This window comes from Acinetobacter chinensis (genome assembly GCF_002165375.2).
GTDB lineage: Bacteria > Pseudomonadota > Gammaproteobacteria > Pseudomonadales > Moraxellaceae > Acinetobacter > Acinetobacter chinensis.
Window position 1 is genome coordinate 3039167 of sequence record NZ_CP032134.1, and the last position, 24797, is coordinate 3063963.

Below are 24797 nucleotides of genomic sequence, written 5' to 3' on the forward strand. Positions count from 1 at the left end.
TTATTTTATGTTTATAATCGCGATAAAATTTCAATACATTCAGCTCTGAATTCAGCTTAATGCTATCATAAGCATAATTCTATTCTTTCCATAATGGAGTGACAAAATGAGCGAAAATGTTGGCTTTGCAGGTCAAATTGGTCCTGAACATGTAGAACAGGTTGTCGAAAAAGGCTTTAAATCCATTATCAATAACCGTCCAGATATGGAAGGTGGTTCAGAGCAGCCAACCAGTGCACAGATTGAAGAAGCATCCCGTACTGCAGGACTCGATTATGTCTATCAACCGGTTGTTGCAGGACAGATCACTGAAGTTGATGTCCGTACATTTGCCAATCATTTCAATGAGCTGCCAAAGCCAGTACTGATGTTCTGTCGTACAGGCAACCGTTCAAACAATCTCTACCAGCTGGCAAAACAGATGGATCTGCTGGATGATTAAGCCGTTTTTACAGGCCTGCTGTTTCAGTCTTTTTATTTGCAGTTCCATGACGCCAGTTCTGGCGGAATCCGCAGCACTCAGCACAGCACTGACTCAGAATGTCAGTGTTTCAGGAAAAATGACTGAAGATAAATTCAGAGTCTTGCTGAGCCAGGGTTTCAGATCCGTGATTGTAAACCGTCCTGATCAGGAACCCGGTAATACCGTAACCGTTTATGCGCTGCGCAATATTGCAGAAAAGAAACAGGTCAGTGTAATTTACCAGCCTGTCCAGAGCGGTAAAATTTCTCCGACAGACGTCACAGAGTTTGCACGTTATTATCATGAATTACCTAAACCTATTCTGATGATATGTAACAGCGGTTCCAGATCAAGTCAGCTGTTTCATCAGGCTAAAACCGCAGGATTAATCAATGAATAAACTGATTATTGTGATACTGTGCGCAATCACCATTTCTGGTTGCAGCTCAATGAACATACGCCCTACCGCTGGGGTCAGCATCGGAACATCGGTTAAATAACAAATAAATCCCAGGCGCTATATGCGCCTTTTTTTATGTATGGTATCTTTACGCAATATAACTAAATTCTGTACATAAAATTTTATTTGGGGTATTTCATGAAGTTCATTAAAGGGACGCTTGCTTTAGCTTTGACTGGATTACTTGCTGCCTGTGGCGGTGGTGGAAGCGATGGCTATTATAATAATGCTGGTAGTTCAGGGGGCAACAACAATGGTGGACCAACAACGCCAACCGATCCAGAAAACCCGACAAATCCAGATTCTGCACAAGCTATTCTTAACTCTCTGAAAAAAGAAGGTCAGTTCCTGTTTGGTAATTATGACCCAACAGATGCAACAACCGCGAAAGGCTACATTGACCACGCGATTGATACTTTTGCACAAGGCCCTTTAGAGTTAACACTCGCTATACGTAATGTTAATTTAGATGGCTATAAATTGACTCATTATAGAAAGAAATGCTTTGCTGAAAGTACAAATGATTATAGAGCCTGTTATGTATTTATTGGCGAAGAAATTAAAACATTAATTCCTGGTTATGGCGACTGGGACTTCGACATTACTGCTGACGATCTTAAAAACATCAAACTTCAGCATGACAATATCACACCAAATCTTGATGAATATCAATCAAATACAAGAATTTATATTTTTGAAAATGAAAATGGTGATAAAAACTTCCAGGATGTAACCATTACCGGTGCATTTGCCTATCCATTTCAACAATCATGGGGGCTGACTCAAACTAGACAAAAGCGTTTTGTTTTGATTAATGGAAGCACCAGTGATTATAAGATCACAACAACCATCCTTGTTAATGACCCTGTCACAGGTCTACCTGTTGAAAAAGAAATCACGACCGGGGCTGTAAGTATCTATAAAGATTTAACATCTACGGATGGCAGTTTATATAATATTCAAGCTGGTTCTGGATTCAATGTACTGATCAATGATAACGCCAATGTTCCGTTTGCTGAACCAATTTCATTCAATCTCGCATCCACGCCAGGCAGTAGTGACTCTGCATACTATCGTTTAAAGGCCGATGGTACTGAGGTACTCAGTTTACCGAATATTACTGCTATTGATGGTACCCGTGTTGAAAATGAAGATCCTTCTACAAATACTCAAAGCTTCACCGGCAGTATCTATATGGAAGGCAACAATATCTTCCAGTTCAGACAATCTGCGAATGGCAGTATTCTGAAATTTAAACACAAATTCAATGACATCACTTTTGAAGGTCAGTCCGTAAACAATAATGGAACCATTAAAACCACACTGACTCAGCCTAGCGGTGTGACTTATTAATTAAGTGTAAATAATTGCAAGAAAACCCTCAGTCATGAGGGTTTTTTTATATAGTGGGAAAGAGCCTAACTTTCCAGATTTCATTTATGTACGACATTATTATTATTGGTGCGGGAACGGCAGGTATCGCTGCCTATAAAGAAGCAATCAAACATACACAAAATATTCTGATCATCAATGATGGCCCCTGGGATACCACCTGTGCCCGTGTCGGCTGTATGCCCAGTAAGGTACTGATTTCCACTGCAAACCGCATGCATGATATCGAACACGCAGATGAAGTTGCTTTAAAGGTCACCTCTCAGATCGATACCCGTGATGTTATGCCTCATGTCCGAAAGTTAAGAGACCGTTTCACTGCTGCCACCCTCAAAGACGTCAACAGCTGGAAGCCGGAACATAAAATTTCAGGAAAAGCTGTATTTGTCAGCCCAGATACCGTTTCTGTGAATGATCAACACTATCAGGCAAAGAGTTTTATCCTGGCTGTAGGGTCAACACCTGCTCTCAATACAGACTGGAAAAATGAGCTGAAAGACCGCCTGATCAGTTCCGATCAGGTGTTTGAACTTGATCAGTTACCTGACTCAATGGCAGTCATTGGCAGTGGCGTTATTGCCATTGAACTTGCTCAGGCTATGCAGCGATTGGGCGTAAAAACAACCATATTTGCCCGTAGCCGCAAGGTTGGTATTTTGACCAGTCCATTTTTACAGGAACTGGCACAGACTGAATTATCCAAAGAAATGGATATTAAATTTGAAGTTTTGCCTGAGTCCGTCAGTCTGAAAAATGATACTGTAGAAATCAGCTATACTGAAAATGGCACTCAACAGAAAATTTATACCGACTACGTACTGTCAGCCACAGGTAGAATCAGTAATTTAAGCTCCTTACATCTGGATCAGATATCAGACTCATTTACGGACCTCAAACAACTTCCAGTAGATCCATTCACGAAACAGCTTGGAAGTTTCCCTGTTTTTGTTATTGGTGATGCCCATACAGCAAAACCTCTCCAACACGAAGCAGCACATGATGGCCGTCAGATTATCAGGAATTGTCTGAATTATCCTGATGTACAGAAACTCCCTGTTCTGACGGGGCTTGGAATTGTTTTCAGTGAACCTGAAATGGCAATTGCCGGTAAAAGCCATAAACAACTTATTCAGGAAAATATCAGTTTTGTTACAGGCTTTGTATCTTACGAACGGCAAGGTCGGGCAATTGTCCTTGGAAAAAATAAAGGTGCCATTGAAGTTTATATTGAACAAAAAACCAGAAAGCTGCTCGGTGCAGAACTCTTTACCGAGTCTGCTGAGCATTTAGCCCATTTACTCAGCTGGATGATTTCCGAAAATTTAAGCATTGACAGCATACTTGAAAAACCTTTTTATCATCCTACACTTGAGGAAGGTTTACGTACTGCGTTAAAACATGCAAGACGGCAACTGGATGCCTGATCAATACACAATTGTACCTTCCTGACTCCAATCAGGAAGGTGCCTCAATAATAATAAAAGGAAAAATGATGAATAAAACAGCACCGATGTCTCTGAATCAGTTAAAAAAGCCCCCTTCCAAACCAGTTGCTCAGGCAACTCCTCCAAAGGCTGAAGTCAAACTTTATCATGTTGAAAATGTACAGTTTCTGCTTTTCAATGGAAAAGACATGATCAGCCGACAGTTAAGAAGTGGTCAATTATGGGACTCACCCCTGATTGAAATCATCAAACATTTTTTAACCAACATTGAAAAACCCGTGGTTCTGGATATCGGTGCAAATCTTGGAGCAATCACGATTCCCGTTGGTCTCTATGTACAGAAAAAACAAGGGCAAGTGATCAGTTTTGAAGCACAACGTGGCGTCTATTATCAGCTATGTGGCAATATTTTCAGTAATCAGCTTATTGATACATGTACTGCTTATAATATTGCTATTGGCAATATCTCAGGTTCCATCCAAGTTCCTGTCCTTGATTTAGCACATGAAGGCAATATCGGGGCATTATCCTTAGATGAAAATATCAGACGTCAGCAGAATCTGATCACCAGCACCATCAGTCAGTTTGATAGTGTTTCATTGCAGCCTATAGACAGCTTTAATTTCACTAAAATTGACCTATTAAAAATAGATGTTGAAGGTCTAGAGCTAGAAGTACTCGAAGGCAGTATCCATACCCTAAAAAACTGTGGTTTTCCTCCTCTGTTCTTTGAAGTATGGGGAGACTACATGAAGGAGCTGATTCCTAAACGGACTGAACTGATGAATTTTGTGCAGCAGCGCTTAGGCTATAAAACTGTAATGTACGGGGAACTCTGTATTGCTCAGCACCCGGACAATCAGATTTTTGAAATCAGCTACAGCAAAGCAGCAGGTTTAAGCATGACCCGACTGAAATAGCTTTTACTTTTCCTTTCACTGGACAATAAAAAACACCCTCAATCAAATGATTGAGGGTGTTTAGGAATAATGAGCTGGCGATGACTTACTCTCACATGGGTAACCCCACACTACCATCAGCGCAAAGAGGTTTCACTTCTGAGTTCGGGAAGGGATCAGGTGGTTCACTCTTGCTATTGTCGCCAGCACAACTGTTTATGGATACTTGCTTTGGTCTTATTTAGATGCCAATGCTTTTTCCAAATGAGTTATTAACAGCTCTATCTGAGTTGGAACATTGTCATACTGTTGCGATTCTGAATCAAGTCATTCTGATGAATATCGAATCAACTGAGCTTTATACAACAACTGTTTGGGTGTTGTATAGTCAAGCCTCACGAGCAATTAGTACTGGTCAGCTTCACACGTCACCGTGCTTCCACATCCAGCCTATCAACGTCGTAGTCTTCAACGGCTCTTTAGAGGACATAAAGTCCTAGGGAAATCTTATCTTGAGGTAGGCTTCCCGCTTAGATGCTTTCAGCGGTTATCCCTTCCGAACATAGCTACCCGGCGATGCGACTGGCGTCACAACCGGTACACCAGAGGTTCGTCCACTCTGGTCCTCTCGTACTAGGAGCAGATCCTCTCAAATTTCCAGCGCCCACGGTAGATAGGGACCGAACTGTCTCACGACGTTCTAAACCCAGCTCGCGTACCTCTTTAAATGGCGAACAGCCATACCCTTGGGACCTGCTTCAGCCCCAGGATGAGATGAGCCGACATCGAGGTGCCAAACACCGCCGTCGATATGAACTCTTGGGCGGTATCAGCCTGTTATCCCCAGAGTACCTTTTATCCGTTGAGCGATGGCCCTTCCATACAGAACCACCGGATCACTAAGACCTACTTTCGTACCTGCTCGACTTGTGGGTCTCGCAGTTAAGCGCGCTTTTGCCTTTATACTCTACGCGTGATTTCCGACCACGCTGAGCGCACCTTCGTACTCCTCCGTTACTCTTTAGGAGGAGACCGCCCCAGTCAAACTACCCACCAGACATGGTCCTCGTCCCGGATAACGGGACAGAGTTAGAACCTCAATATTACCAGGGTGGTATTTCAAGGATGGCTCCATAGCAACTGGCGTCACTACTTCAAAGCCTCCCACCTATCCTACACAGGTAAGATCAAAGTTCAATGTCAAGCTGCAGTAAAGGTTCACGGGGTCTTTCCGTCTAGCCGCGGGTACACCGCATCTTCACGGCGAATTCGATTTCACTGAGCCTCTGCTGGAGACAGCGCCCCCATCATTATGCCATTCGTGCAGGTCGGAACTTACCCGACAAGGAATTTCGCTACCTTAGGACCGTTATAGTTACGGCCGCCGTTTACTGGGGCTTCGATCAAGAGCTTCGCTTACGCTAACCCCATCAATTAACCTTCCAGCACCGGGCAGGCATCACACCCTATACGTCCACTTTCGTGTTTGCAGAGTGCTATGTTTTTAATAAACAGTTGCAGGGGCCTGGTTTCTGTGGCTGCTGGCCGCTCATTCCGCAAGGGAAATCACCGCCGGCAGCGTACCTTCTCCCGAAGTTACGGTACCATTTTGCCTAGTTCCTTCAGCAGAGTTCTCTCAAGCGCTTTGGTCTACTCGACCTGACCACCTGTGTCGGTTTCGGGTACGATTCCTGTGTAACTGAAGCTTAGAGACTTTTCCTGGAAGTATGGTATCAGCCACTTCACTGTACAAGTACAGCTTGCTATCAGATCTCAGCATAGAGTACCCCGGATTTGCCTAAGATACATGCCTACATCCTTCCACCTGGACAACCAACGCCAGGCTGACTTAACCTTCTCCGTCCTCTCATCGCATTACACACAAGTACTGGAATATTAACCAGTTTCCCATCGACTACGCCTCTCGGCCTCGCCTTAGGGGTCGACTCACCCAGCCCCGATTAACGTTGGACTGGAACCCTTGGTCTTTCAGCGAACGGGTTTTTCACCCGTTTTGTCGTTACTCACGTCAGCATTCGCACTTCTGATACCTCCAGCAGACTTCTCAATCCACCTTCATCGGCTTACAGAACGCTCCCCTACCACTTGCAATAAATTGCAAATCCGCAGCTTCGGCATATAGTTTTAGCCCCGTTACATCTTCCGCGCAGGCCGACTCGACTAGTGAGCTATTACGCTTTCTTTAAAGGGTGGCTGCTTCTAAGCCAACCTCCTAGCTGTCTATGCCTTCCCACATCGTTTCCCACTTAACTATAATTTTGGGGCCTTAGCTGGCGGTCTGGATTGTTTTCCTCTTGACTACGGACGTTAGCACCCGCAGTCTGTCTCCCGGATAGTACTCATTGGTATTCGGAGTTTGCATCGGTTTGGTAAGTCGGGATGACCCCCTAGCCGAAACAGTGCTCTACCCCCAATGGTATTCGTCCGAGGCGCTACCTAAATAGCTTTCGGGGAGAACCAGCTATCACCGAGTTTGATTAGCCTTTCACCCCTATCCACAAGTCATCCCCTGGCTTTTCAACGACAGTGGGTTCGGTCCTCCAGTTAGTGTTACCCAACCTTCAACCTGCTCATGGATAGATCACCCGGTTTCGGGTCTATACCCAGCAACTGAACGCCCTATTAAGACTCGGTTTCCCTACGGCTCCCCTATACGGTTAACCTTGCTACTGAATATAAGTCGCTGACCCATTATACAAAAGGTACGCAGTCACCGAACAAGTCGGCTCCCACTGCTTGTATGCATGCGGTTTCAGGATCTGTTTCACTCCCCTCACAGGGGTTCTTTTCGCCTTTCCCTCACGGTACTGGTTCACTATCGGTCAGTCAGGAGTATTTAGCCTTGGAGGATGGTCCCCCCATATTCAGACAAGGTTTCACGTGCCTCGCCCTACTCGACATCATCATATAAGCCCTTTCGCGTACAGGACTATCACCTACTATGGTTGCACTTCCCAGAGCATTCCACTAAAGCTTATATGACTTAATGGGCTGTTCCCCGTTCGCTCGCCGCTACTGAGGGAATCTCAATTGATTTCTTTTCCTAAGGGTACTGAGATGTTTCACTTCCCCTCGTTCGCCTCGTAACACTATGTATTCATGTTACGATACCTGCCTTATAGCAGGTGGGTTTCCCCATTCAGAAATCTCCGGATCAAAGGATATTTGCCGCCTCCCCGGAGCTTATCGCAGGCTATTACGTCTTTCATCGCCTCTGACTGCCAAGGCATCCACCACATGCACTTAATTACTTGACTATACAACCCCAAACAGTCGTTCATCCCTACAAGTAGGATGAGCAACAGATCGCGACGATTTCTCATCACTCTCATACAGTTGGCGTCTGTGAAATTAATCACTGTACAGCTTCAATTAGATTCATATACCAAAACGCTTGATTCAGTTTAATCGCTAGTTTCTCATTTCCTTCATTTTCACATCACAGTAATAAATTACTGTCAGTGTTAATGTCGGTCATGAGTATGAACAATTTATTTCAACTCAAATATATGCTGTTAATGATTAACTACCGCCTCGTCAGCAGGTAGCAAACTGTGATAAATCACAGAACTTAATAAACTGAGATCAGATGATCGTCATATTCACTAAATTCTATAATTCAGAACTTCACTTAATGTGATGGTGGAGACTAGGAGAGTCGAACTCCTGACCTCCTGCGTGCAAAGCAGGCGCTCTACCAACTAAGCTAAGTCCCCAGTTAAGATCCCGATATATCTGTTTCTGTGCTGATTCGTCAGAATGGTGGGTCTGACAAGACTTGAACTTGTGACCCCACGCTTATCAAGCGTGTGCTCTAACCAACTGAGCTACAGACCCTCAGATACATCAATGAAGAACAACTTGTTGTGGATTCTTACCAATCGTCAATCTTTCGTTAAGGAGGTGATCCAGCCGCAGGTTCCCCTACGGCTACCTTGTTACGACTTCACCCCAGTCGTCGGCCACACCGTGGTAAGCGTCCTCCTTACGGTTAGACTACCTACTTCTGGTGCAACAAACTCCCATGGTGTGACGGGCGGTGTGTACAAGGCCCGGGAACGTATTCACCGCGGCATTCTGATCCGCGATTACTAGCGATTCCGACTTCATGGAGTCGAGTTGCAGACTCCAATCCGGACTACGATCGGCTTTTTGAGATTAGCATCCTATCGCTAGGTAGCAACCCTTTGTACCGACCATTGTAGCACGTGTGTAGCCCTGGTCGTAAGGGCCATGATGACTTGACGTCGTCCCCGCCTTCCTCCAGTTTGTCACTGGCAGTATCCTTAAAGTTCCCACCCGAAGTGCTGGCAAATAAGGAAAAGGGTTGCGCTCGTTGCGGGACTTAACCCAACATCTCACGACACGAGCTGACGACAGCCATGCAGCACCTGTATGTAAGTTCCCGAAGGCACCAATCCATCTCTGGAAAGTTCTTACTATGTCAAGACCAGGTAAGGTTCTTCGCGTTGCATCGAATTAAACCACATGCTCCACCGCTTGTGCGGGCCCCCGTCAATTCATTTGAGTTTTAGTCTTGCGACCGTACTCCCCAGGCGGTCTACTTATCGCGTTAGCTGCGCCACTAAAGCCTCAAAGGCCCCAACGGCTAGTAGACATCGTTTACGGCATGGACTACCAGGGTATCTAATCCTGTTTGCTCCCCATGCTTTCGTACCTCAGCGTCAGTATTAGGCCAGATGGCTGCCTTCGCCATCGGTATTCCTCCAGATCTCTACGCATTTCACCGCTACACCTGGAATTCTACCATCCTCTCCCATACTCTAGCTTCCCAGTATCGAATGCAATTCCTAAGTTAAGCTCAGGGATTTCACATCCGACTTAAAAAGCCGCCTACGTACGCTTTACGCCCAGTAAATCCGATTAACGCTCGCACCCTCTGTATTACCGCGGCTGCTGGCACAGAGTTAGCCGGTGCTTATTCTGCGAGTAACGTCCACTATCTCCAGGTATTAACCAGAGTAGCCTCCTCCTCGCTTAAAGTGCTTTACAACCAAAAGGCCTTCTTCACACACGCGGCATGGCTGGATCAGGGTTCCCCCCATTGTCCAATATTCCCCACTGCTGCCTCCCGTAGGAGTCTGGGCCGTGTCTCAGTCCCAGTGTGGCGGATCATCCTCTCAGACCCGCTACAGATCGTCGCCTTGGTAGGCCTTTACCCCACCAACTAGCTAATCCGACTTAGGCTCATCTATTAGCGCAAGGTCTAATGATCCCCTGCTTTCCCCCGTAGGGCGTATGCGGTATTAGCATTCCTTTCGGAATGTTGTCCCCCACTAATAGGCAGATTCCTAAGCATTACTCACCCGTCCGCCGCTAAGATCAGTAGCAAGCTACCTCTCTCCGCTCGACTTGCATGTGTTAAGCCTGCCGCCAGCGTTCAATCTGAGCCATGATCAAACTCTTCAGTTTAATACTTGCTAGCACCTTAAAGGGTGCCAATCTTGGCTCATCAATTTTCTGACAAATTCTCTCAAATAAACTTCGAGTAATTTAAACCATTCAATCAATGAAAATAATTTCGATCGATCAATCAGTAAAAATCCACACAAGTTGTTCTTCATATTCTCTTAATGATCTTCTCAATGCTTCGTCAGCATCAAGCTAGGTCGGCTATATTACTCTGAATCTCTTCAAAGTCAACATGTAATGTAAATTATTTTAAACTTTCTTTCTAAAACCCAGCTTAACCATTCTATGCTAAGCTACTGTTTTATCAGAAGTTTTAATCTTCATCACCGCCGATGGATGTGCATTCTACAGTATTTCAGAGCAGACACAACCCCCTCACGCATCTTTTTTTGGTTTTTCTTACTGAGCGTTTATTTATTAATCTATTTTAAGTGTTTTTTCTTATTTTTACTGTAATTGGTGCTGTAGACATCATTTTTTCAACCACTGGATGTTCATCTTTTTTCTCCTGCCACTTCAGGGGGCGACAGTCAATGTACTCACAATAGCCTGCAGTTCCTTCTTCTTCATAATCATTTATGGTTAACTGATAGCAATAACTTCCGACATAACCTGCTGCCAGTCCAAATTTAAAATCCCCCCGACTTTGCGCCTGAATATGAATTTCAGTTTCATCATCCCGATAATGCCATTCAAATTCACGCGGCAGATACATTTCCTGCTGATTGGGTGTTTTTACTTTCGGATAAACACGATGTACGCTGAAAATCACATTTTCATCATACATAATAGCTGTAGCCCGATGAAAATCGCGTAAGTAAATTCTGGACTGAACTATCTGGTTAAAGTTATTTCTTAACTGAGCCAGCAACAGTTGCCGCTGATCTTTTAAATTAATAATCTGGTATGTAAAAAAACATAAGGGAAGATATGGAATGTTTACAGCGCGGGCATATTCAAACGCCCCCATCTGATCAATCTCAAATTTCTGTTCTTTATAAGTGATCTGCCCCTGACAGCGGCATAACAGAGACCAGTGTTCAAACAGTCCAAGTTTCAGTTTTGTAAAATGTGAAATAACGGGCTTTGTTGTAATTTTGAGATCGACACTGAGCTCATCATCCTGCCGCTGTAATCTGAACTCAGGTAACGCTCCACTCAGTATTTCCCTGTCGGCAAACTGGTAATGGTTTTCACGTAAATAACAGTCATTTTCGACAGAGTAGGAATGAAAATGTCCCGCCATCTGTGGACTGACACTACAGATTACAGCTGCCGTATCACCAGCAGTAGTTCTGATTGCAGATGGATTGCGCAACATGGGAACATTCGGTTGCCCAATAATAGTCAGAAAATTAAAGTAGTGCAGCGGTGCAGGCAGATCAGGAATCATGATGCCCTGATGGATGATCCTGAACCATCCTTTTTGCGGATGGTAGGCAAGATCGAGTGGAAACCGGGCCTGATTGAGCTGCCTTGATTCATCGACTAAATTCATAAGCAGCTGCATATCAGACTCCGATTTTTATTTCATTATTTTTTTAACCTTTGCGACCAGCCATAAAAGTCGTCACAAATCCTGACAATGCATAGATGATCGAAATTACAAGTATTCCAACAGGAATATTATAAGTCATTGCTGCAAGTATAAATACTGCAATTGGTAACACGAAAAATGGAACACGTTTACGATCCACGGTTTTAAAGGAATAATATTTAATATTGGAAATCATCAGCAGACCGACTGCAATAATAATCACAGCATTGATTCCCTGAACCGCAGCATCTTTAAGATCGAAGATCTCAGGAAAATCACGCCCAACCCAGACTAGTGAAATAATCATAATAGCTGCGAGTGGGCTTGCCACACCAATAAAGTAGCGTTTATCGACCACACCGATCTGCACATTAAACCGCGCTAAACGGAATGCAGCACATGCGGTATAAACAAAACATGCAGCCAGACCGATGCGTCCAAGGTCATTCAGACTCCAGCTGTACATCAGGATGGCAGGTGCCACACCAAAAGCCAGCAGATCCGATAATGAATCGAACTGCTCACCAAAGGCACTCTGCGCACCAATAGCACGGGCTACACGTCCATCAAGACCATCAAACAGCGCGGCAATAAAAATTGCATAGATTGCCTGGGTAAAATCACCGTTCATACTGGCAATAATCGAGTAAAAACCTGAAAGCAACGCTGCCGTCGTGATCAGGTTTGGCCACAGGTAGATACCCCGACGCTTCACTTTCTGCCCTTCATGTGTATGTTCTTCCTCTTCAACTTCAAACGTAATTCCGTCGAAACTACGCTGCTCGTCCTGTGAAGAATGTTCACTTTCAGGTTTATTTATATTTGTCATTCTGAAGTCCTAATCTGTGACCTGTTTTTTCGCACTCTGTGTTCTGAATTTATTCGCCAACCAACCAGCGAACAGCCGCATGACCACCATTTTCACTCATACGTAAATGAGGGAATAACCATTGCAATGCTTCGTCTGCATCCTGTGAGAATTTCCATGGTGGGTTGATCACCAGCAGACCACAGCCATTCAGTCCGACTGGAGTATCATCTGGCCATACACACACTTCGCAGACCAGCTGACGGCGAATACCTGTTTTCATCATTTTCTTTTCAAAACGCTCAATCATGGCACGGTCTTTAATCGGATACCATACGGCAAAAACACCTGTCGGCCATTTTTTATAAGCAGCAACAAGCAGTTCCACCAACTGAGGAAAGTCTTTACGCTCCAGCTCATAAGGTGGGTCAATCATGACCAGTCCACGCTTTTCTTTAGGTGGAATCACACCGAGCAGACCTTCATACGCATCACGTTCATGCAGACCTGCACGTTTGTCACGAATGTTGTAATACAGCTGCTGAAACACATCACGCTGCATTTCAAAAATAGTGGCTTTATCAATATCACGCATACCTTCAAGCGCAAACCACGGCGAACCCGGGTATGCACCTTTACCTGAACCTGCACGCATATCTTCCACAATTTTCAGATACTGTTTCACGCCTTCAGGTGCATTACGCTTAATTGAATCATCCAGTTTCACCAGACGATGAATACCGTTTAAAAACTCACCTGATTTCTGTGCTTCTGAAGTCGACAAGTCGTACTTACCTGCACCACCATGTGTATCTACATAGCGATAAGGTTTGTCTTTTGCATTCAGTCGACTTAATAACTGAAGCAGCAATACGTGCTTCATCACGTCGGCAAAGTTGCCTGCATGGAAATGGTGACGGTAATTCATGTTTCATTAATTCCTGATATCAACTGTTATTTTAGCATGAAAAAATGTTTCGTTCCGACTGCTGTCTTACACTAAAATAACGTTCTTTCAGTTATTCATTTTCAATGGAATTTTATATGGATGCAGTTCTTCTCCCAAAGTCATGGAAAGTTGATCAGATTATTCACGATCTGGATCAACAGGGCTTTAGCCTCATTGATGAAGCCTACCCTCCCGCATATATGCACAGACTGGTTGAAGAATGCACCTCAAACCTGAATAAATTCAGAGATGCCGCTATTCAGAATGGCGTTGTCAGCAAAATACGCAGTGATCATATTTTATGGATCAATGAACAGCTCGAAACAGCCAGTCAGCATGTGCATCAACTGGAAGAACTGGCAAAGCAGCTGAACCGTGCCTTCTATTCGGGCATCCGAAATGTGGAAGCTCATTTTGCCTGTTACAATTCAGGTGAATTCTATGCCCTGCATCGGGACAATCCTCACAACAAAAATGGCAGGGTCTTTTCCGCAGTCTATTATCTGCATGAACAATGGCAAAGTGACTGGGGTGGTGAACTGCACCTGCAGGACAAAAATGATCAGTGGCATATTCTTCAGCCAAAACCGAACCGTATTGCACTGTTTCAGAGTGACTTATTACACGAAGTCCTGAAAGCAAAGCATCAGCGTCTGTCCATTACTGCCTGGCTTCGCAGCGATTCAGATATCATTTAAGCAGCGCCCGATGCAGAATTTCAAATCTGCAACACTGCGTATAATGTTCAAGGGCTTTAAATTCCTGAAGATGCCCACATAATACTGAACATTATTCAAGAGGAACTGATCATGTTTGAAAATACAAAACAACTTATCGAGCGTATTGGTGAGACAGATCAGTTATATCTGGAAAACAACACCCCTGAACTTGCACTTGAACGTGGGGACTTGCGTTTACAGCTGGTCGAACGAAGTAACTCCAGACAGGAACAGGTTCATTTTCTCCAGGAAGCAATCGTGCTGTTTGAAACCGCACGTGTTGAATATGAAGAAATGCCGATGCCTCTGTATGTAAATTTATCTTTGCATCTGGCAAAAGCCTATATGGTTTATTTCGAACTGAGCAAAGAAACCAGATATGCGCTGATTACACAGCAGATTTTAAAACCGATGACTCAACATGAAAGTGCTGATATTTATTTTATGCTGGCTTACGCTTCTGTGAGCAAAAATGAACTGTCACTGACACGACACTGGCTCAAAAAATATATGGCTACGGCTGATTTTGATCTGGTTTTGTTAAAACAGCACCCTGCTTTTAAACCTGTACAGAATGAAGCATGGTTTAGCCAGATGATTCAGAACAGGTTGCACTGATCACATCAGGATTAATAAACACCAATAAAAAAGATGGCTTTTGCCATCTTTTTTTGTGGAGATTTCTTCAGCTTATGCCGTCTGTAATTTATAGGCATCCATATGCAGTTGTTGATTCAGTTCATCAATCCACATTGACCAATCATCATCCTGAACTAAATGGCTGATCAGGAAATCACGCTGTGATTTATTCCAGAACGGTGCATCATGTAAGTTCTGGCTGGCGGTTAACTGGTGAGTGCGGACATACAGCTCTATTGCAGCGGGGCTGTTTGCCAGTCCTAACTGAGAAAAAAGCATTTCGAGGGATGGTTTGTTCGTCCTGAGCATGAGCGCCCTCCTTACTTATCAGCATAATTGTCATTAGTTATGCAATTAACTTATAAGATAAAGCAAAGAAAAGCCAGCTGAATCTGCTGGCGATGTTGTTTCAATTTGTGTTCAATAATTAAACTATCAGGTTTTACGCACAATTCACCTTACTTTTGTGCATCAGTACTCAGCAATTCACTCAGCTCATCAATGACCAAAGACCAGTTATCATCTTTCTGCCAGTGACTCACCAGAAAATCACGCTGTGAATCCGTCCAGAAATCAGCTTCATGCATCATGACACCTTCTGGCAGCTGGTGTGTTTCAACAAATGAATTGATTGAGGCTGGCTCAGAGTCCAGTCCCAGCTGATCGAACAATAATTTGAGTGTCGGCTGTTCATCAAACATTTTTATTTTCCATTCAAGTCTTTATTTTTACATCACAAATCTAACCCGAAACGGGTTTAAATACTGCTACATCAAACATTCATCCTGTTATTTTTTGTAGAAGCCGTTTCTCATCCATAAAAAAAGCACCCCAGAATGGAGTGCTTTTTCAATTCAATTTAAAAGATCAGTGATCTTAAAAATTCAATTATTTAACCATGTCAGCAACTGCTGCACGTTCACCTTCTAACTCATCAAGAGTGAAGTTGATACGTTCACGGCTGAATTCATCGATCTCAAGACCTTGAACGATTTTGTATTCGCCATTTTCGCAAGTTACAGGGAAACCGAACATTACGCCTTCAGGAATACCATAAGAACCGTCAGAAGGAATACCCATAGTTACCCATTCGCCGTTTGTGCCAAGAGCCCAGTCGCGCATATGGTCGATTGCAGCGTTAGCAGCAGACGCAGCAGAAGACAAACCACGCGCTTCGATGATCGCAGCACCACGTTTACCAACAGTTGGAAGGAACACGTCTTTGTTCCATTCAGCATCGTTGATTTTGTCTTTTAAGCTTTCGCCGTTTACTGTTGCAAAACGGTAGTCAGCATACATTGTTGGAGAGTGGTTACCCCAGACAGTCATTGTTTTGATATCAGAAACTGCAACACCAGCTTTTTGAGCAAGTTGAGTTAACGCACGGTTGTGGTCAAGACGTAACATTGCTGTGAAGTTTTTCGCTGGAAGATCTGGAGCAGATTTCATTGCGATGTAAGCGTTAGTGTTCGCAGGGTTACCTACAACAAGAACTTTAACGTCACGGCTTGCAACTTCGTTCAGAGCCTGACCCTGACCGATGAAGATTTCACCGTTTACTTTAAGCAATTCAGCACGTTCCATACCAGGACCACGTGGACGTGAACCAACTAAAAGTGCATAGTCAGCATCTTTGAATGCAACTTTAGGATCATCAGTACCGATCATGCCTTCAAGCAATGGGAATGCACAGTCGTCAAGTTCCATCATTACGCCTTTAAGCGCAGCTTGAGCTTTCTCAAATGGAACTTCCAATAATTGAAGAATAACTGGTTGGTCTTTACCAAGCATTTCGCCACTGGCGATACGGAATAATAGGCTGTAACCGATTTGACCTGCTGCGCCTGTAACGGCAACACGAACTGCTTGCTTCATGTAATTATCTCCAATTGAGGATCGTTAATGTGATTAAAATGGGCTTTTCCATTTAATCGAATTATCATAAACGCCCAAGATTGTACTCCAATCTTTTCGGATATGCATATAAAAGAGGTCGTATTTCAACAAAAGTATGATAGAAAATATAAATAAGATGTTTCAATAAAATCAGTAGGAACCTTTGATCAGAACTGTCGCAGGACAATTCCCTGTCACTGTGCCTGAGCACTGTCTGTACTGCCCATTGGTCCGGTAACACAACTGAACACCTGTCAACAGCGGATTTCCCTGATGGTTCTGACAGGTAAAATGAATACCTGCCGATGTCAGTCCTGGATTAAGCTGCAAAAATTTCAGTCTGACTGTGTTCAGCTGCATCTGGCGTGTTTCAGGAGAAGTCAGTTCCGCAGGTACTTTCAAGCGTTCCGCGAAATTGATAATGGTCCGGAAATACTGGCTGGCATTTCCAGGGACACATCCACCCACAGACTTCCACAACTGTACTCTGGCACCTTCATCAGGCATGACCCGTGCAACCACCTTTGCCTGGAGTGGCGACAATGCTGCTGATGATGTGGTATGACAGTCACGCTTTGAAGTTTCAGGAAACAGACCCTGAATATTTAAAGAGTAACCCTCAAGACATTTCCGTTTTTTTGACCGTAAACTGTCCATTAAACATGCCGCTGGAGTTAACTGCACTTCCATCACGTAGCCCTGTACTGTCTCTGCACGGAGCTGTGGACTGACAACAGACAGCCATACACCGCCCAGACTGAGCAATGACAGTTTCAGCGGTACAGACGGTAGAGTCCTGGTCATTTTCAGCTACCCAATTCCAGTGGATATTACAACTTCATAAAATTTACAGTTAAGGCGTGTTCCTGAAAGGTATCACCTGCATCCGTTTTCCAATGGACTGCGCTCCCTGCCCCAGCAGCACACCATAATGTGCCGCATTGGTCATCACATTTTTCACATAGTCACGGGTTTCATTCAGCGGAATACTTTCTGTGTACTGATCTGCCGCTATGGACTGAAACTCAGGCTGCCATCTGCGCGCACGGTTTGGACCGGCATTGTAGCCTGCCGTTGCAAGTACAGGATTACTGCTCAACTGCCCCTGAATCATGGACAGATAAAAAGTTCCATAACGGATATTGGTGTTCATATCGGTCAATGCAGCAGGGTTATAGGTTTCACCCATCTGACGGGCAACCAGTTTTGCTGTATCAGGCATGATCTGCATCAGACCACCAGCACCCACATGCGAACGGGCATGCGAAACAAAACGGCTTTCCTGTCGCATCAGACCATATGCCCACGCAGGATCAATGCCGGCATTACGGCTGTGACTGACCACATATGCCTGATGTGGCATCGCATAACGGTAAGCATAGTTATGTTTATTGGTAGTTCTGTCCGCTGCATAAATAGCCCGGTCATACCATCCCATATCCGTTGCGCGTTTAGCCGCAGCCAGAATCAGACCATCATCATGTTTCAGATATGCCTGTCGGACTGCCCAGTTCCATTCACGGTTCACATAATTTTCAGGTGCATTGACACGGCGCAGGGCAAAAGCACGACTGAAATGAATATCCTGATTCAGACGCTGCATATCAGATGAAGATGGCTCTGAACTGGATGGTGTACTGCTGTATGTCTTCCCCACCAGGTCTTTTGCCAGCAGGTTATGGTAGTCATCGCCCTGTGCAAGACGGTTCAGAATTTCCTGTCCTGTTTTTCTGGAAGCAGCATCTCCACGCTGCACAGAAGCACGAGCCAGCCAGTACTGCCAGCGGTCTTCCTGTTTCTGAGTGACACTCATTGCATCCACCGCACGGATCACACTTTCCCATGCGCCAAAACGGATCGCCTGACGGGCATAAATTTCAGCTTCTTCAGCACTGAACGGCAGTCCATAACTGGCATCCAGATAATTCAGCACTTCTTTGTTGAAATTGTTTTTCATGACTGTGGTTCCACCAATGTAGCCCACAGCCCGATACATGGCTTTTTGAACTGCTTCTGGTGTTCCCTGCGCTGCACGCTGCACAGATGCAATCGCCGAATTCAGGTCACTGTCTGCAAGGCGGCCGATCGCAAAGATCAGATAAGCCTGATCTTCACCGGTTGCTTTAGGTGCAGACCACAGATAATTCAAAGGATTTGCCTGTATCTGATTCAGCTGAGCCAGGGTCAGGGTCTGTCCAAGTGTCTGTGCCGTTGCCACTGCCTGACCAGACTGTCCTGCACGTAACTGCGCCCATAAACGCTGCTGTTTATCCTGCGCTGTCATCAGTGGACTGGACAGCATCATGCGCCCAAGTCCTGTGCATGAATCAGGCTGAGAGTTGGTGGCAAGCCATACATCTTTATATTCTGCAAAAACCAGCTGATCGCCTGTTCTGGCTCTGACCTGTGCAACTGCACAGCTTTCTGCCTGGTCTGCATTTGTCACATATTTCAGTACTGGCTGCGCTGTTGCAAAGTCAGCCTGTTTTACTTTTTCTTCGACATAATCAGCTGCAAGTTTTTCAGCCATTGCAGACTGCGGATAACGCTGAGCAAAATTCACAATATTTGCCGCTGGCTGCATCCCAAGATTGTTGTTCAGTATCCAGTATTCAGGATAATACCCCAGTGCGTCATTCTGCATTTCAGACTGATACTGCTGTAACAGGGCAACATTGCCGGCACCTGCAGCGCTGAGTGCCGCCGTAAACTGTTCATCTGCCGCACTTACACCTGTAGCAAATCCGATTGCTGTAACACTTAAAGCAAGTACTCTGTAACCATTTTTCTTTTTGATCGAACTAAACATTGACCTGCCCTGAGCCATCTTTGGATTGCCTTCATTCATCTGAACAATTTTACCTAGTTTAATTACTCTCCAGCCGTTCTACTGTTGAGTTGTGTAACCTTATGATTAAACAATATTAATTTTCAATCATTTTTACCCCATAAATCAATATTTTTGAGTCGCGATTTAGAGCTACAGCTTCAGGTATAATTCCTGCTAAAATACGCCCCTTTCATTAAAACTCCATGAAAATGCCCAGCCTGTTCTCTACAGCATTCTGTTCTGTCCGAGACCGCCAGACATTTTCCCTTATTATTTACCAGGAGCCTGCATGACGGTTCAAACCTTCATTCCCAATAGTGCCAAAGCTGCCTCAGAAAACACTGTAACCCAGCCACAGCACACCCCAGCCGACGGTACGGTTAAAAAACTGTACATCGAAACGCAAGGGTGTCAGATGAATGAGTATGACAGTCACCGTATGGCAGACCTTCTGGGTGATTCTCACGGCTATGTGCTGACCACCGATCCAGGTGATGCTGATATTCTGTTGATGAACACCTGTTCCATCCGCGAAAAAGCGCAGGAAAAAGTCTTTTCTGAACTGGGTCGCTGGCGCAAACTGAAAGAAAAAAATCCAGAACTTGTCATTGGTGTCGGTGGCTGTGTTGCTTCTCAGGAAGGTGACAACATTCAGAAACGCGCGCCTTATGTCGATATGGTTTTTGGTCCACAAACCCTGCACCGTCTGCCTCAGATGCTCGATCAGCATGTAGAGCAGATTGAAAAACCGAAAAAAGAAAAAATCAGACTGGTGGATATTTCTTTCCCTGATATTGAAAAATTCGACTTTTTACCAGAACCGCGTGTTGAAGGTTTTAAGGCTTTTGTATCCATCATGGAAGGCTGTTCAAAATACTGCTCATTCTGCGTGGTGCCTTATACCCGTGGTGAAGAAGTTTCCCGTCCACTTGATGATGTGCTGGCTGAAATTGCAACACTGGCTGAAAAAGGTGTCCGTGAAGTTTCCCTGCTGGGACAGAATGTAAACGGTTACCGTGGTGAAACCTTTGAAGGCAATATCTGTACCTTTGCAGATTTACTTCGTCTGGTTGCAGAGATTCCTGGTATTGGACGTATCCGCTATACCACGTCTCACCCACTTGAATTCAATGATGATCTGATCCAGTGTTACCGTGATCTGCCACAGATGGTTTCGCATCTGCATCTGCCGGTTCAGAGTGGTTCAAATGATGTGTTACAGGCAATGAAACGTAACCACACCATTGATGTCTATATCGATAAAATTGCACGACTGCGTAAAGTCCGTCCAGACATGCACCTGTCTTCAGATTTCATTATTGGCTTCCCGGGTGAAACTGATGAACATTTTGAAGAAACCTATCAGTTTATCCAGGACATGGACTTTGACCATTCCTACAGTTTTGTTTATTCAAAACGTCCAGGTACACCTGCTTCAGAACTGCCAGACAGCACCCCTGAAGATGTGAAAAAAGAACGCCTGGCAAAAGTTCAGCAGTGGATCAAACAGTCCAGTATCCGCAAAACAGATGCCATGCTGGGAACGGTTCAGCGTGTCCTGGTCGAGAATGTTTCCACCAAAGATCCTGACCTGCTGGTCGGTACTGCGGACAATACACGTCTGGTTACATTTATTGGTGACCCGTCCTGGGTTGGACGCTTTGCAGAGATTGAGGTTACAGAGATTAAAACTTTAAATTTAGTTTATGGTGAACTCTTGAATCTTGAGCCTGACGTGACGTAATGTAAGGGTATAATCAAGACAACACTATAAGGACTTCTCTTGACTGCAGCGATTCGACGTACAGTAGCTTTTCCTGGGATTTCGATGGAACGTTTAAAGAGCATGCTTGGCGCTTATAACGGACATCTTAAACAAATAGAACAACGACTGAATGTCCAGCTTTCCCATCGCGGTGATGCTTTTTTCATTGATGGTGAAATGGATGCAGTTGAGAGAGCCGAAATGCTTCTGCAGCGCCTGCATGAAGAAGCAGAAACCTCCCCTCAGATCAGTGCAGATACTCTGCATCTCATGATTCAGGGGAGCCAGACTGACCGCGAACTTCAGGCTGACCTGTTTGATCAGGAACATACCGGTCTGGATGATGTCTGGCTACAGACACGCAAAGGTCGTATCAATCCTCGCGGTGCCAATCAGAAGCGTTATGTACAACGCATTTTACAGAGTGATATTTCTTTTGGTATTGGTCCTGCCGGAACGGGTAAAACCTATCTTGCTGTTGCAGCCGCTGTAGATATGCTGGAACGCAATGAAATCCAGCGCATATTACTGGTTCGTCCTGCGGTGGAAGCCGGTGAAAAACTGGGCTTCCTGCCTGGTGACCTGACCCAGAAAATCGACCCTTATCTGCGCCCGCTTTACGATGCCCTGTATGAAATGCTGGGTTTTGAAAAAGTAGCCAAACTGATTGAACGCCAGGTGATTGAAGTTGCCCCTTTAGCTTATATGCGTGGTCGTACCCTGAATCACTCATTCGTGATTCTGGATGAAGCCCAGAATACAACACCTGAGCAGATGAAAATGTTCCTGACCCGACTGGGTTTTGGTTCCCGTGCGGTTATTACAGGCGATGTCACTCAGGTCGATCTGCCACGTGGGCAGCAATCAGGACTTGCACATGCGCTGCGTGTGATCGAAAATGTGAAAGAAATTCACATCACCCGTTTTCATTCCCGTGATGTTGTCCGTCACCAGCTGGTTCAGAAAATTGTTGAAGCCTACGAAGGCTGGGACAGTGAACAGCAGCGTCTGACAGCAGCAGCCAGAGCTGAACGTAAAGCACTCCAGGAGGCTTTGGTCGCAGAAAATGACAGCAAAGCGGACGAACAGCATCAGAGCTGAATAAATTAAGGATTCATCTTGAAACTTAGCCTATCCTTACAACAGGATTTCCAGTCTCCAGCGCTGGTACTCAAACGTGCCAGCATCAAAAAAGTGATTGAAACAACACTGCGTTATATTGATACCCAAAGCGACTGTGAAATCGGTATAGCCTGCGTTGACAACAATGACAGTCACAAACTGAATCTGGAATATCGAGGAAAGGACAAACCGACCAACGTACTGTCTTTTCCAAGTGATCTGCCTGATGAAATGGCACAGATTTTAGAGACCTTTCCAATTGGCGATCTAGTGATCTGCATTCCCGTGGTTTTACAGGAAGCGGATGAACAGCAAAAGACGCCTGCTGAGCATTTTACCCATATGCTCGTACACGGCACACTGCATCTGATGGGCTATGACCATGAAACTTCAGATGCAGATGCTGAAGAAATGGAAGCACTGGAAATTGAAATTCTGAAAAAGCTTGGCTTTGACAATCCTTATACTATTAAAGAAGACTGACCATTCAGGCAGTCATCCTCTTTAGCAGAGGATGACTGCTTCAGTCCCTCATTCAATAAAAATCAGCAGCAGTCTCATCCTGAAAAGACATTTCAGCCAATACAGTCAGTGAGCCTCTATGAAATACGTTGTGATCTTTAAAGCTGAAACAAGAACACTGGATCAGGAGTATTTCGACACTGCCTGTACTTTGCGTGAAAAAGCACTGACTCAGTTCAACTGTCAGAAATTTGAATCGCTGACAGAACGTCATGCTGAAATTGCACTCTCCTACTGGAATTCACTGGAAGATATCCATGCATGGCACAAAGATGCTGAACATCAGGTGGCGCAGCAGCTGGGCAAAGAAAAATGGTATGCGTATTTCAGTGTTGAAATTTGCGAAATCCTGAAAAACTATTCCAGTCAATAACACAGCACATCGGCCATCCACATTCATTGCCAGCATCTGAAAAAACTCCTATCACAATCAGACATCAGTTCAGAATTATTATTTTCAGAAAACCGATCTTAATCTGTGCTAAAAATAGAAAAAATTTCAGACTCTTAGAAATCCAATGAAAAAATTTCTGACTTCTACTCTACTGGCAACATCATGCTTATTTACCGCACATTCCCATGCAGATATTGAAACGGTCTGCCAGCAGCCGAAATCCGAAAAAGTATCGACAGCGTGGTCAGGACACTATTATTTACAGGGAGTCATGGAAGTGGGTTCTGAACTGCTGCTGAAACCAGATGGTACTTTTAAATGGTACCTGGCAGTTGGCGCACTGGATCAGTACGCAGAAGGAAAATGGTGGCAAAATGAAAGCTGTATAGGCTTAAAAGCCGAACCTGAATACCAGGCATCTCTTGAAATTTTTCCCATTCAGCTGAAAATCCAGGACAAAATTTTAAAAGCCGTCTGGTCAGGTGGACGCGAACAAGGTGCATATATCCGGGCTGAACCTCATAGCGATGCCGAATAAAACGGCGTCAGTTCACCTCAAACTCAGCATCTGCAGGATCAAAACGCCATGTTCTGACAATTCGAAGTTCAGAAATATCTTTCATTTTTACATCAAATGCACCAAATGGAGCTGCTTTACGGACAGATGCTTTTGCTGCCTCATCAAGCACAGAATGACCTGAACCTTCAATCAGGCGAATAGCACGGATTCCGCCGTTCTGATTCAGAATCACCATCAGGCGTACTTCTCCAGCTAGCTGCTGTGCTTTTGCCAGGTCGGGATAATAGCGGTTACCGTAAAACTCGACTTTTTGCCGGAATTTTTCCATATAAGCAGCTGTCATATCCTGTTTAGCCTGAATACCATCCACAGTTTTAATTTTCTGCTGACGGCTGAAGTTCTGCTGACGCTGCAGATACTGTGCTTCCAGACTGGCAATCATGGCTGCCTTTGCCTGATACTGGCTGTTCATTTCATCTGCCGCTTTTTTACGACGGTTCTGCTCCGCTTCTTTCTGCCAGCTGAGCGTGGTCATCAGTACTTTTTCTTCGAAGCTCAGCTCTTTTTTCTGCTGCATCTGCTCCCGACTTTCCTGCTTCTGCTCCCCTGCACTCTGGTCAATCATTGGAGCAGGCATATCACTGGACATACGATGTGCTTCACGGAATGTTCCTGAACCCTGCTGATCTGCCTGTGCTAGAAAATCGGCATTTTTAACTTCCGTCTCACTCGGGCGCATGGTGACCGCAATTTCCCTGACCGCTGCATCCTGTGGTTCGGACATGGTGAACTGCACAGACAACACCAGTAAATGCAGAACGGCAGCCATGATCACTGCTGTTGCAAAAACAGGGTCTTTCCACCAGTTATTCACCAGTGGAGAAAAGTTAATTTTCCTGAGCATCACAATAAACCGACAAAATGTCTGATTCCCCAACAATACAAAATCAGTATAAAATAAACGCAGTCATCACTTTTAGACA

Annotated in this window: 21 protein-coding genes, 2 tRNA genes and 3 rRNA genes; 12 read left to right on the forward strand and 14 right to left on the reverse strand. The window is 44.7% G+C overall.

Annotated elements, in window-relative coordinates:
* Positions 1 to 106 precede the first annotated feature (106 nt).
* The 5 genes from CDG60_RS15390 (at position 107) to CDG60_RS15410 (ending at position 4680) form a co-directional block, all read left to right on the forward strand.
* Complete coding sequence (locus tag CDG60_RS15390) at positions 107 to 442, forward strand: protein tyrosine phosphatase family protein (RefSeq protein ID WP_087513110.1); 336 nt, start codon at positions 107 to 109, stop codon at positions 440 to 442.
* Positions 435 to 863 carry a protein tyrosine phosphatase family protein gene (locus tag CDG60_RS15395; protein ID WP_087513111.1) on the forward strand — a complete coding sequence of 143 codons (429 nt, stop codon included), beginning with the start codon at positions 435 to 437 and terminating at the stop codon, positions 861 to 863. The genes CDG60_RS15390 and CDG60_RS15395 overlap by 8 nt, the downstream gene beginning before the upstream one ends.
* A 198-nt stretch (positions 864 to 1061) precedes the next feature.
* The gene (locus tag CDG60_RS15400; RefSeq protein ID WP_087513112.1) at positions 1062 to 2276 is read left to right on the forward strand and encodes a hypothetical protein; all 1215 of its coding nucleotides are present in this window, start codon (positions 1062 to 1064) and stop codon (positions 2274 to 2276) included.
* Positions 2277 to 2362: 86 nt separating this feature from the next.
* A complete protein-coding gene (locus CDG60_RS15405) occupies positions 2363 to 3739 on the forward strand; it encodes a dihydrolipoyl dehydrogenase (protein WP_087513113.1) in 1377 nt (458 codons plus the stop codon).
* A gap of 65 nt (positions 3740 to 3804) precedes the next feature.
* Complete coding sequence (locus CDG60_RS15410) at positions 3805 to 4680, forward strand: FkbM family methyltransferase (protein ID WP_227542889.1); 876 nt, start codon at positions 3805 to 3807, stop codon at positions 4678 to 4680.
* Positions 4681 to 4752: 72 nt separating this feature from the next.
* Here the strand turns inward: CDG60_RS15410 and rrf are convergent.
* The 8 genes from rrf to CDG60_RS15455 form a co-directional block, all read right to left on the reverse strand.
* A 5S ribosomal RNA gene (gene rrf / locus CDG60_RS15415) occupies positions 4753 to 4867 on the reverse strand.
* Between the two features lie 176 nt (positions 4868 to 5043).
* Positions 5044 to 7937 (reverse strand): 23S ribosomal RNA (locus CDG60_RS15420).
* Positions 7938 to 8320: 383 nt separating this feature from the next.
* A tRNA-Ala gene (locus CDG60_RS15425) sits at positions 8321 to 8396 on the reverse strand.
* A 44-nt stretch (positions 8397 to 8440) separates the two neighbouring features.
* Positions 8441 to 8517, reverse strand: a tRNA-Ile gene (locus CDG60_RS15430).
* Between the two features lie 59 nt (positions 8518 to 8576).
* Positions 8577 to 10113: ribosomal RNA gene (locus CDG60_RS15435) — 16S ribosomal RNA — on the reverse strand.
* Together the 16S, 23S and 5S rRNA genes with 2 tRNA genes alongside form the textbook arrangement of a ribosomal RNA operon.
* A gap of 427 nt (positions 10114 to 10540) precedes the next feature.
* A complete protein-coding gene (locus CDG60_RS15445) occupies positions 10541 to 11623 on the reverse strand; it encodes a DUF6670 family protein (protein WP_087512732.1) in 1083 nt (360 codons plus the stop codon).
* 31 nt (positions 11624 to 11654) lie between these two features.
* On the reverse strand, positions 11655 to 12479 hold the full coding sequence (pssA, locus tag CDG60_RS15450) for a CDP-diacylglycerol--serine O-phosphatidyltransferase (protein ID WP_087512733.1): 825 nt from the start codon (positions 12477 to 12479) through the stop codon (positions 11655 to 11657).
* Positions 12480 to 12528: 49 nt separating this feature from the next.
* Positions 12529 to 13386, reverse strand: coding sequence for a 23S rRNA (adenine(2030)-N(6))-methyltransferase RlmJ (locus CDG60_RS15455; protein ID WP_087512734.1), 858 nt, complete (start codon positions 13384 to 13386; stop codon positions 12529 to 12531).
* 116 nt (positions 13387 to 13502) lie between these two features.
* Between CDG60_RS15455 and CDG60_RS15460 the strand changes: the two genes are divergently transcribed.
* Both CDG60_RS15460 and CDG60_RS15465 read left to right on the forward strand, forming a co-directional pair.
* Positions 13503 to 14105 (forward strand): 2OG-Fe(II) oxygenase, encoded by a 603-nt coding sequence (locus CDG60_RS15460; RefSeq protein WP_087512735.1) that lies wholly within the window; start codon positions 13503 to 13505, stop codon positions 14103 to 14105.
* A gap of 111 nt (positions 14106 to 14216) precedes the next feature.
* Positions 14217 to 14744, forward strand: coding sequence for a hypothetical protein (locus tag CDG60_RS15465; RefSeq protein ID WP_087512736.1), 528 nt, complete (start codon positions 14217 to 14219; stop codon positions 14742 to 14744).
* 72 nt (positions 14745 to 14816) lie between these two features.
* On the opposite strand, the gene CDG60_RS15470 is transcribed toward CDG60_RS15465, so the two are convergent.
* From CDG60_RS15470 to CDG60_RS15490, 5 genes are all read right to left on the reverse strand, one after another.
* Positions 14817 to 15074, reverse strand: a complete 258-nt coding sequence (locus CDG60_RS15470; protein WP_087512737.1) for a DUF2789 family protein — start codon at positions 15072 to 15074, stop codon at positions 14817 to 14819.
* Positions 15075 to 15223: 149 nt separating this feature from the next.
* A complete protein-coding gene (locus CDG60_RS15475) occupies positions 15224 to 15466 on the reverse strand; it encodes a DUF2789 family protein (RefSeq protein ID WP_087512738.1) in 243 nt (80 codons plus the stop codon).
* A 187-nt stretch (positions 15467 to 15653) separates the two neighbouring features.
* Entirely contained in the window at positions 15654 to 16640 is a 987-nt protein-coding gene (locus CDG60_RS15480) for a malate dehydrogenase (RefSeq protein WP_087512739.1), read from the reverse strand.
* Positions 16641 to 16811: 171 nt separating this feature from the next.
* Positions 16812 to 17465: a ribonuclease T2 family protein gene (locus tag CDG60_RS15485; protein WP_087512740.1), complete on the reverse strand. Its 654-nt coding sequence runs from the start codon at positions 17463 to 17465 to the stop codon at positions 16812 to 16814.
* A gap of 49 nt (positions 17466 to 17514) precedes the next feature.
* Complete coding sequence (locus CDG60_RS15490) at positions 17515 to 19470, reverse strand: lytic transglycosylase domain-containing protein (protein ID WP_406565292.1); 1956 nt, start codon at positions 19468 to 19470, stop codon at positions 17515 to 17517.
* A 310-nt stretch (positions 19471 to 19780) separates the two neighbouring features.
* Between CDG60_RS15490 and miaB the strand changes: the two genes are divergently transcribed.
* The 5 genes from miaB (at position 19781) to CDG60_RS15515 (ending at position 23832) form a co-directional block, all read left to right on the forward strand.
* Positions 19781 to 21235 carry a tRNA (N6-isopentenyl adenosine(37)-C2)-methylthiotransferase MiaB gene (gene miaB / locus CDG60_RS15495; RefSeq protein ID WP_087512741.1) on the forward strand — a complete coding sequence of 485 codons (1455 nt, stop codon included), beginning with the start codon at positions 19781 to 19783 and terminating at the stop codon, positions 21233 to 21235.
* A 39-nt stretch (positions 21236 to 21274) separates the two neighbouring features.
* The gene (locus CDG60_RS15500; RefSeq protein ID WP_087512742.1) at positions 21275 to 22357 is read left to right on the forward strand and encodes a PhoH family protein; all 1083 of its coding nucleotides are present in this window, start codon (positions 21275 to 21277) and stop codon (positions 22355 to 22357) included.
* Positions 22358 to 22375: 18 nt separating this feature from the next.
* Positions 22376 to 22861 (forward strand): rRNA maturation RNase YbeY, encoded by a 486-nt coding sequence (gene ybeY, locus CDG60_RS15505; RefSeq protein WP_087512743.1) that lies wholly within the window; start codon positions 22376 to 22378, stop codon positions 22859 to 22861.
* Between the two features lie 118 nt (positions 22862 to 22979).
* On the forward strand, positions 22980 to 23273 hold the full coding sequence (locus CDG60_RS15510) for an antibiotic biosynthesis monooxygenase family protein (protein WP_087512744.1): 294 nt from the start codon (positions 22980 to 22982) through the stop codon (positions 23271 to 23273).
* Positions 23274 to 23418: 145 nt separating this feature from the next.
* Positions 23419 to 23832: a hypothetical protein gene (locus CDG60_RS15515; RefSeq protein ID WP_087512745.1), complete on the forward strand. Its 414-nt coding sequence runs from the start codon at positions 23419 to 23421 to the stop codon at positions 23830 to 23832.
* A gap of 7 nt (positions 23833 to 23839) precedes the next feature.
* Here the strand turns inward: CDG60_RS15515 and CDG60_RS15520 are convergent, their stop codons facing one another.
* Positions 23840 to 24718 carry an energy transducer TonB gene (locus tag CDG60_RS15520; protein ID WP_087512746.1) on the reverse strand — a complete coding sequence of 293 codons (879 nt, stop codon included), beginning with the start codon at positions 24716 to 24718 and terminating at the stop codon, positions 23840 to 23842.
* Positions 24719 to 24797 lie beyond the last annotated feature (79 nt).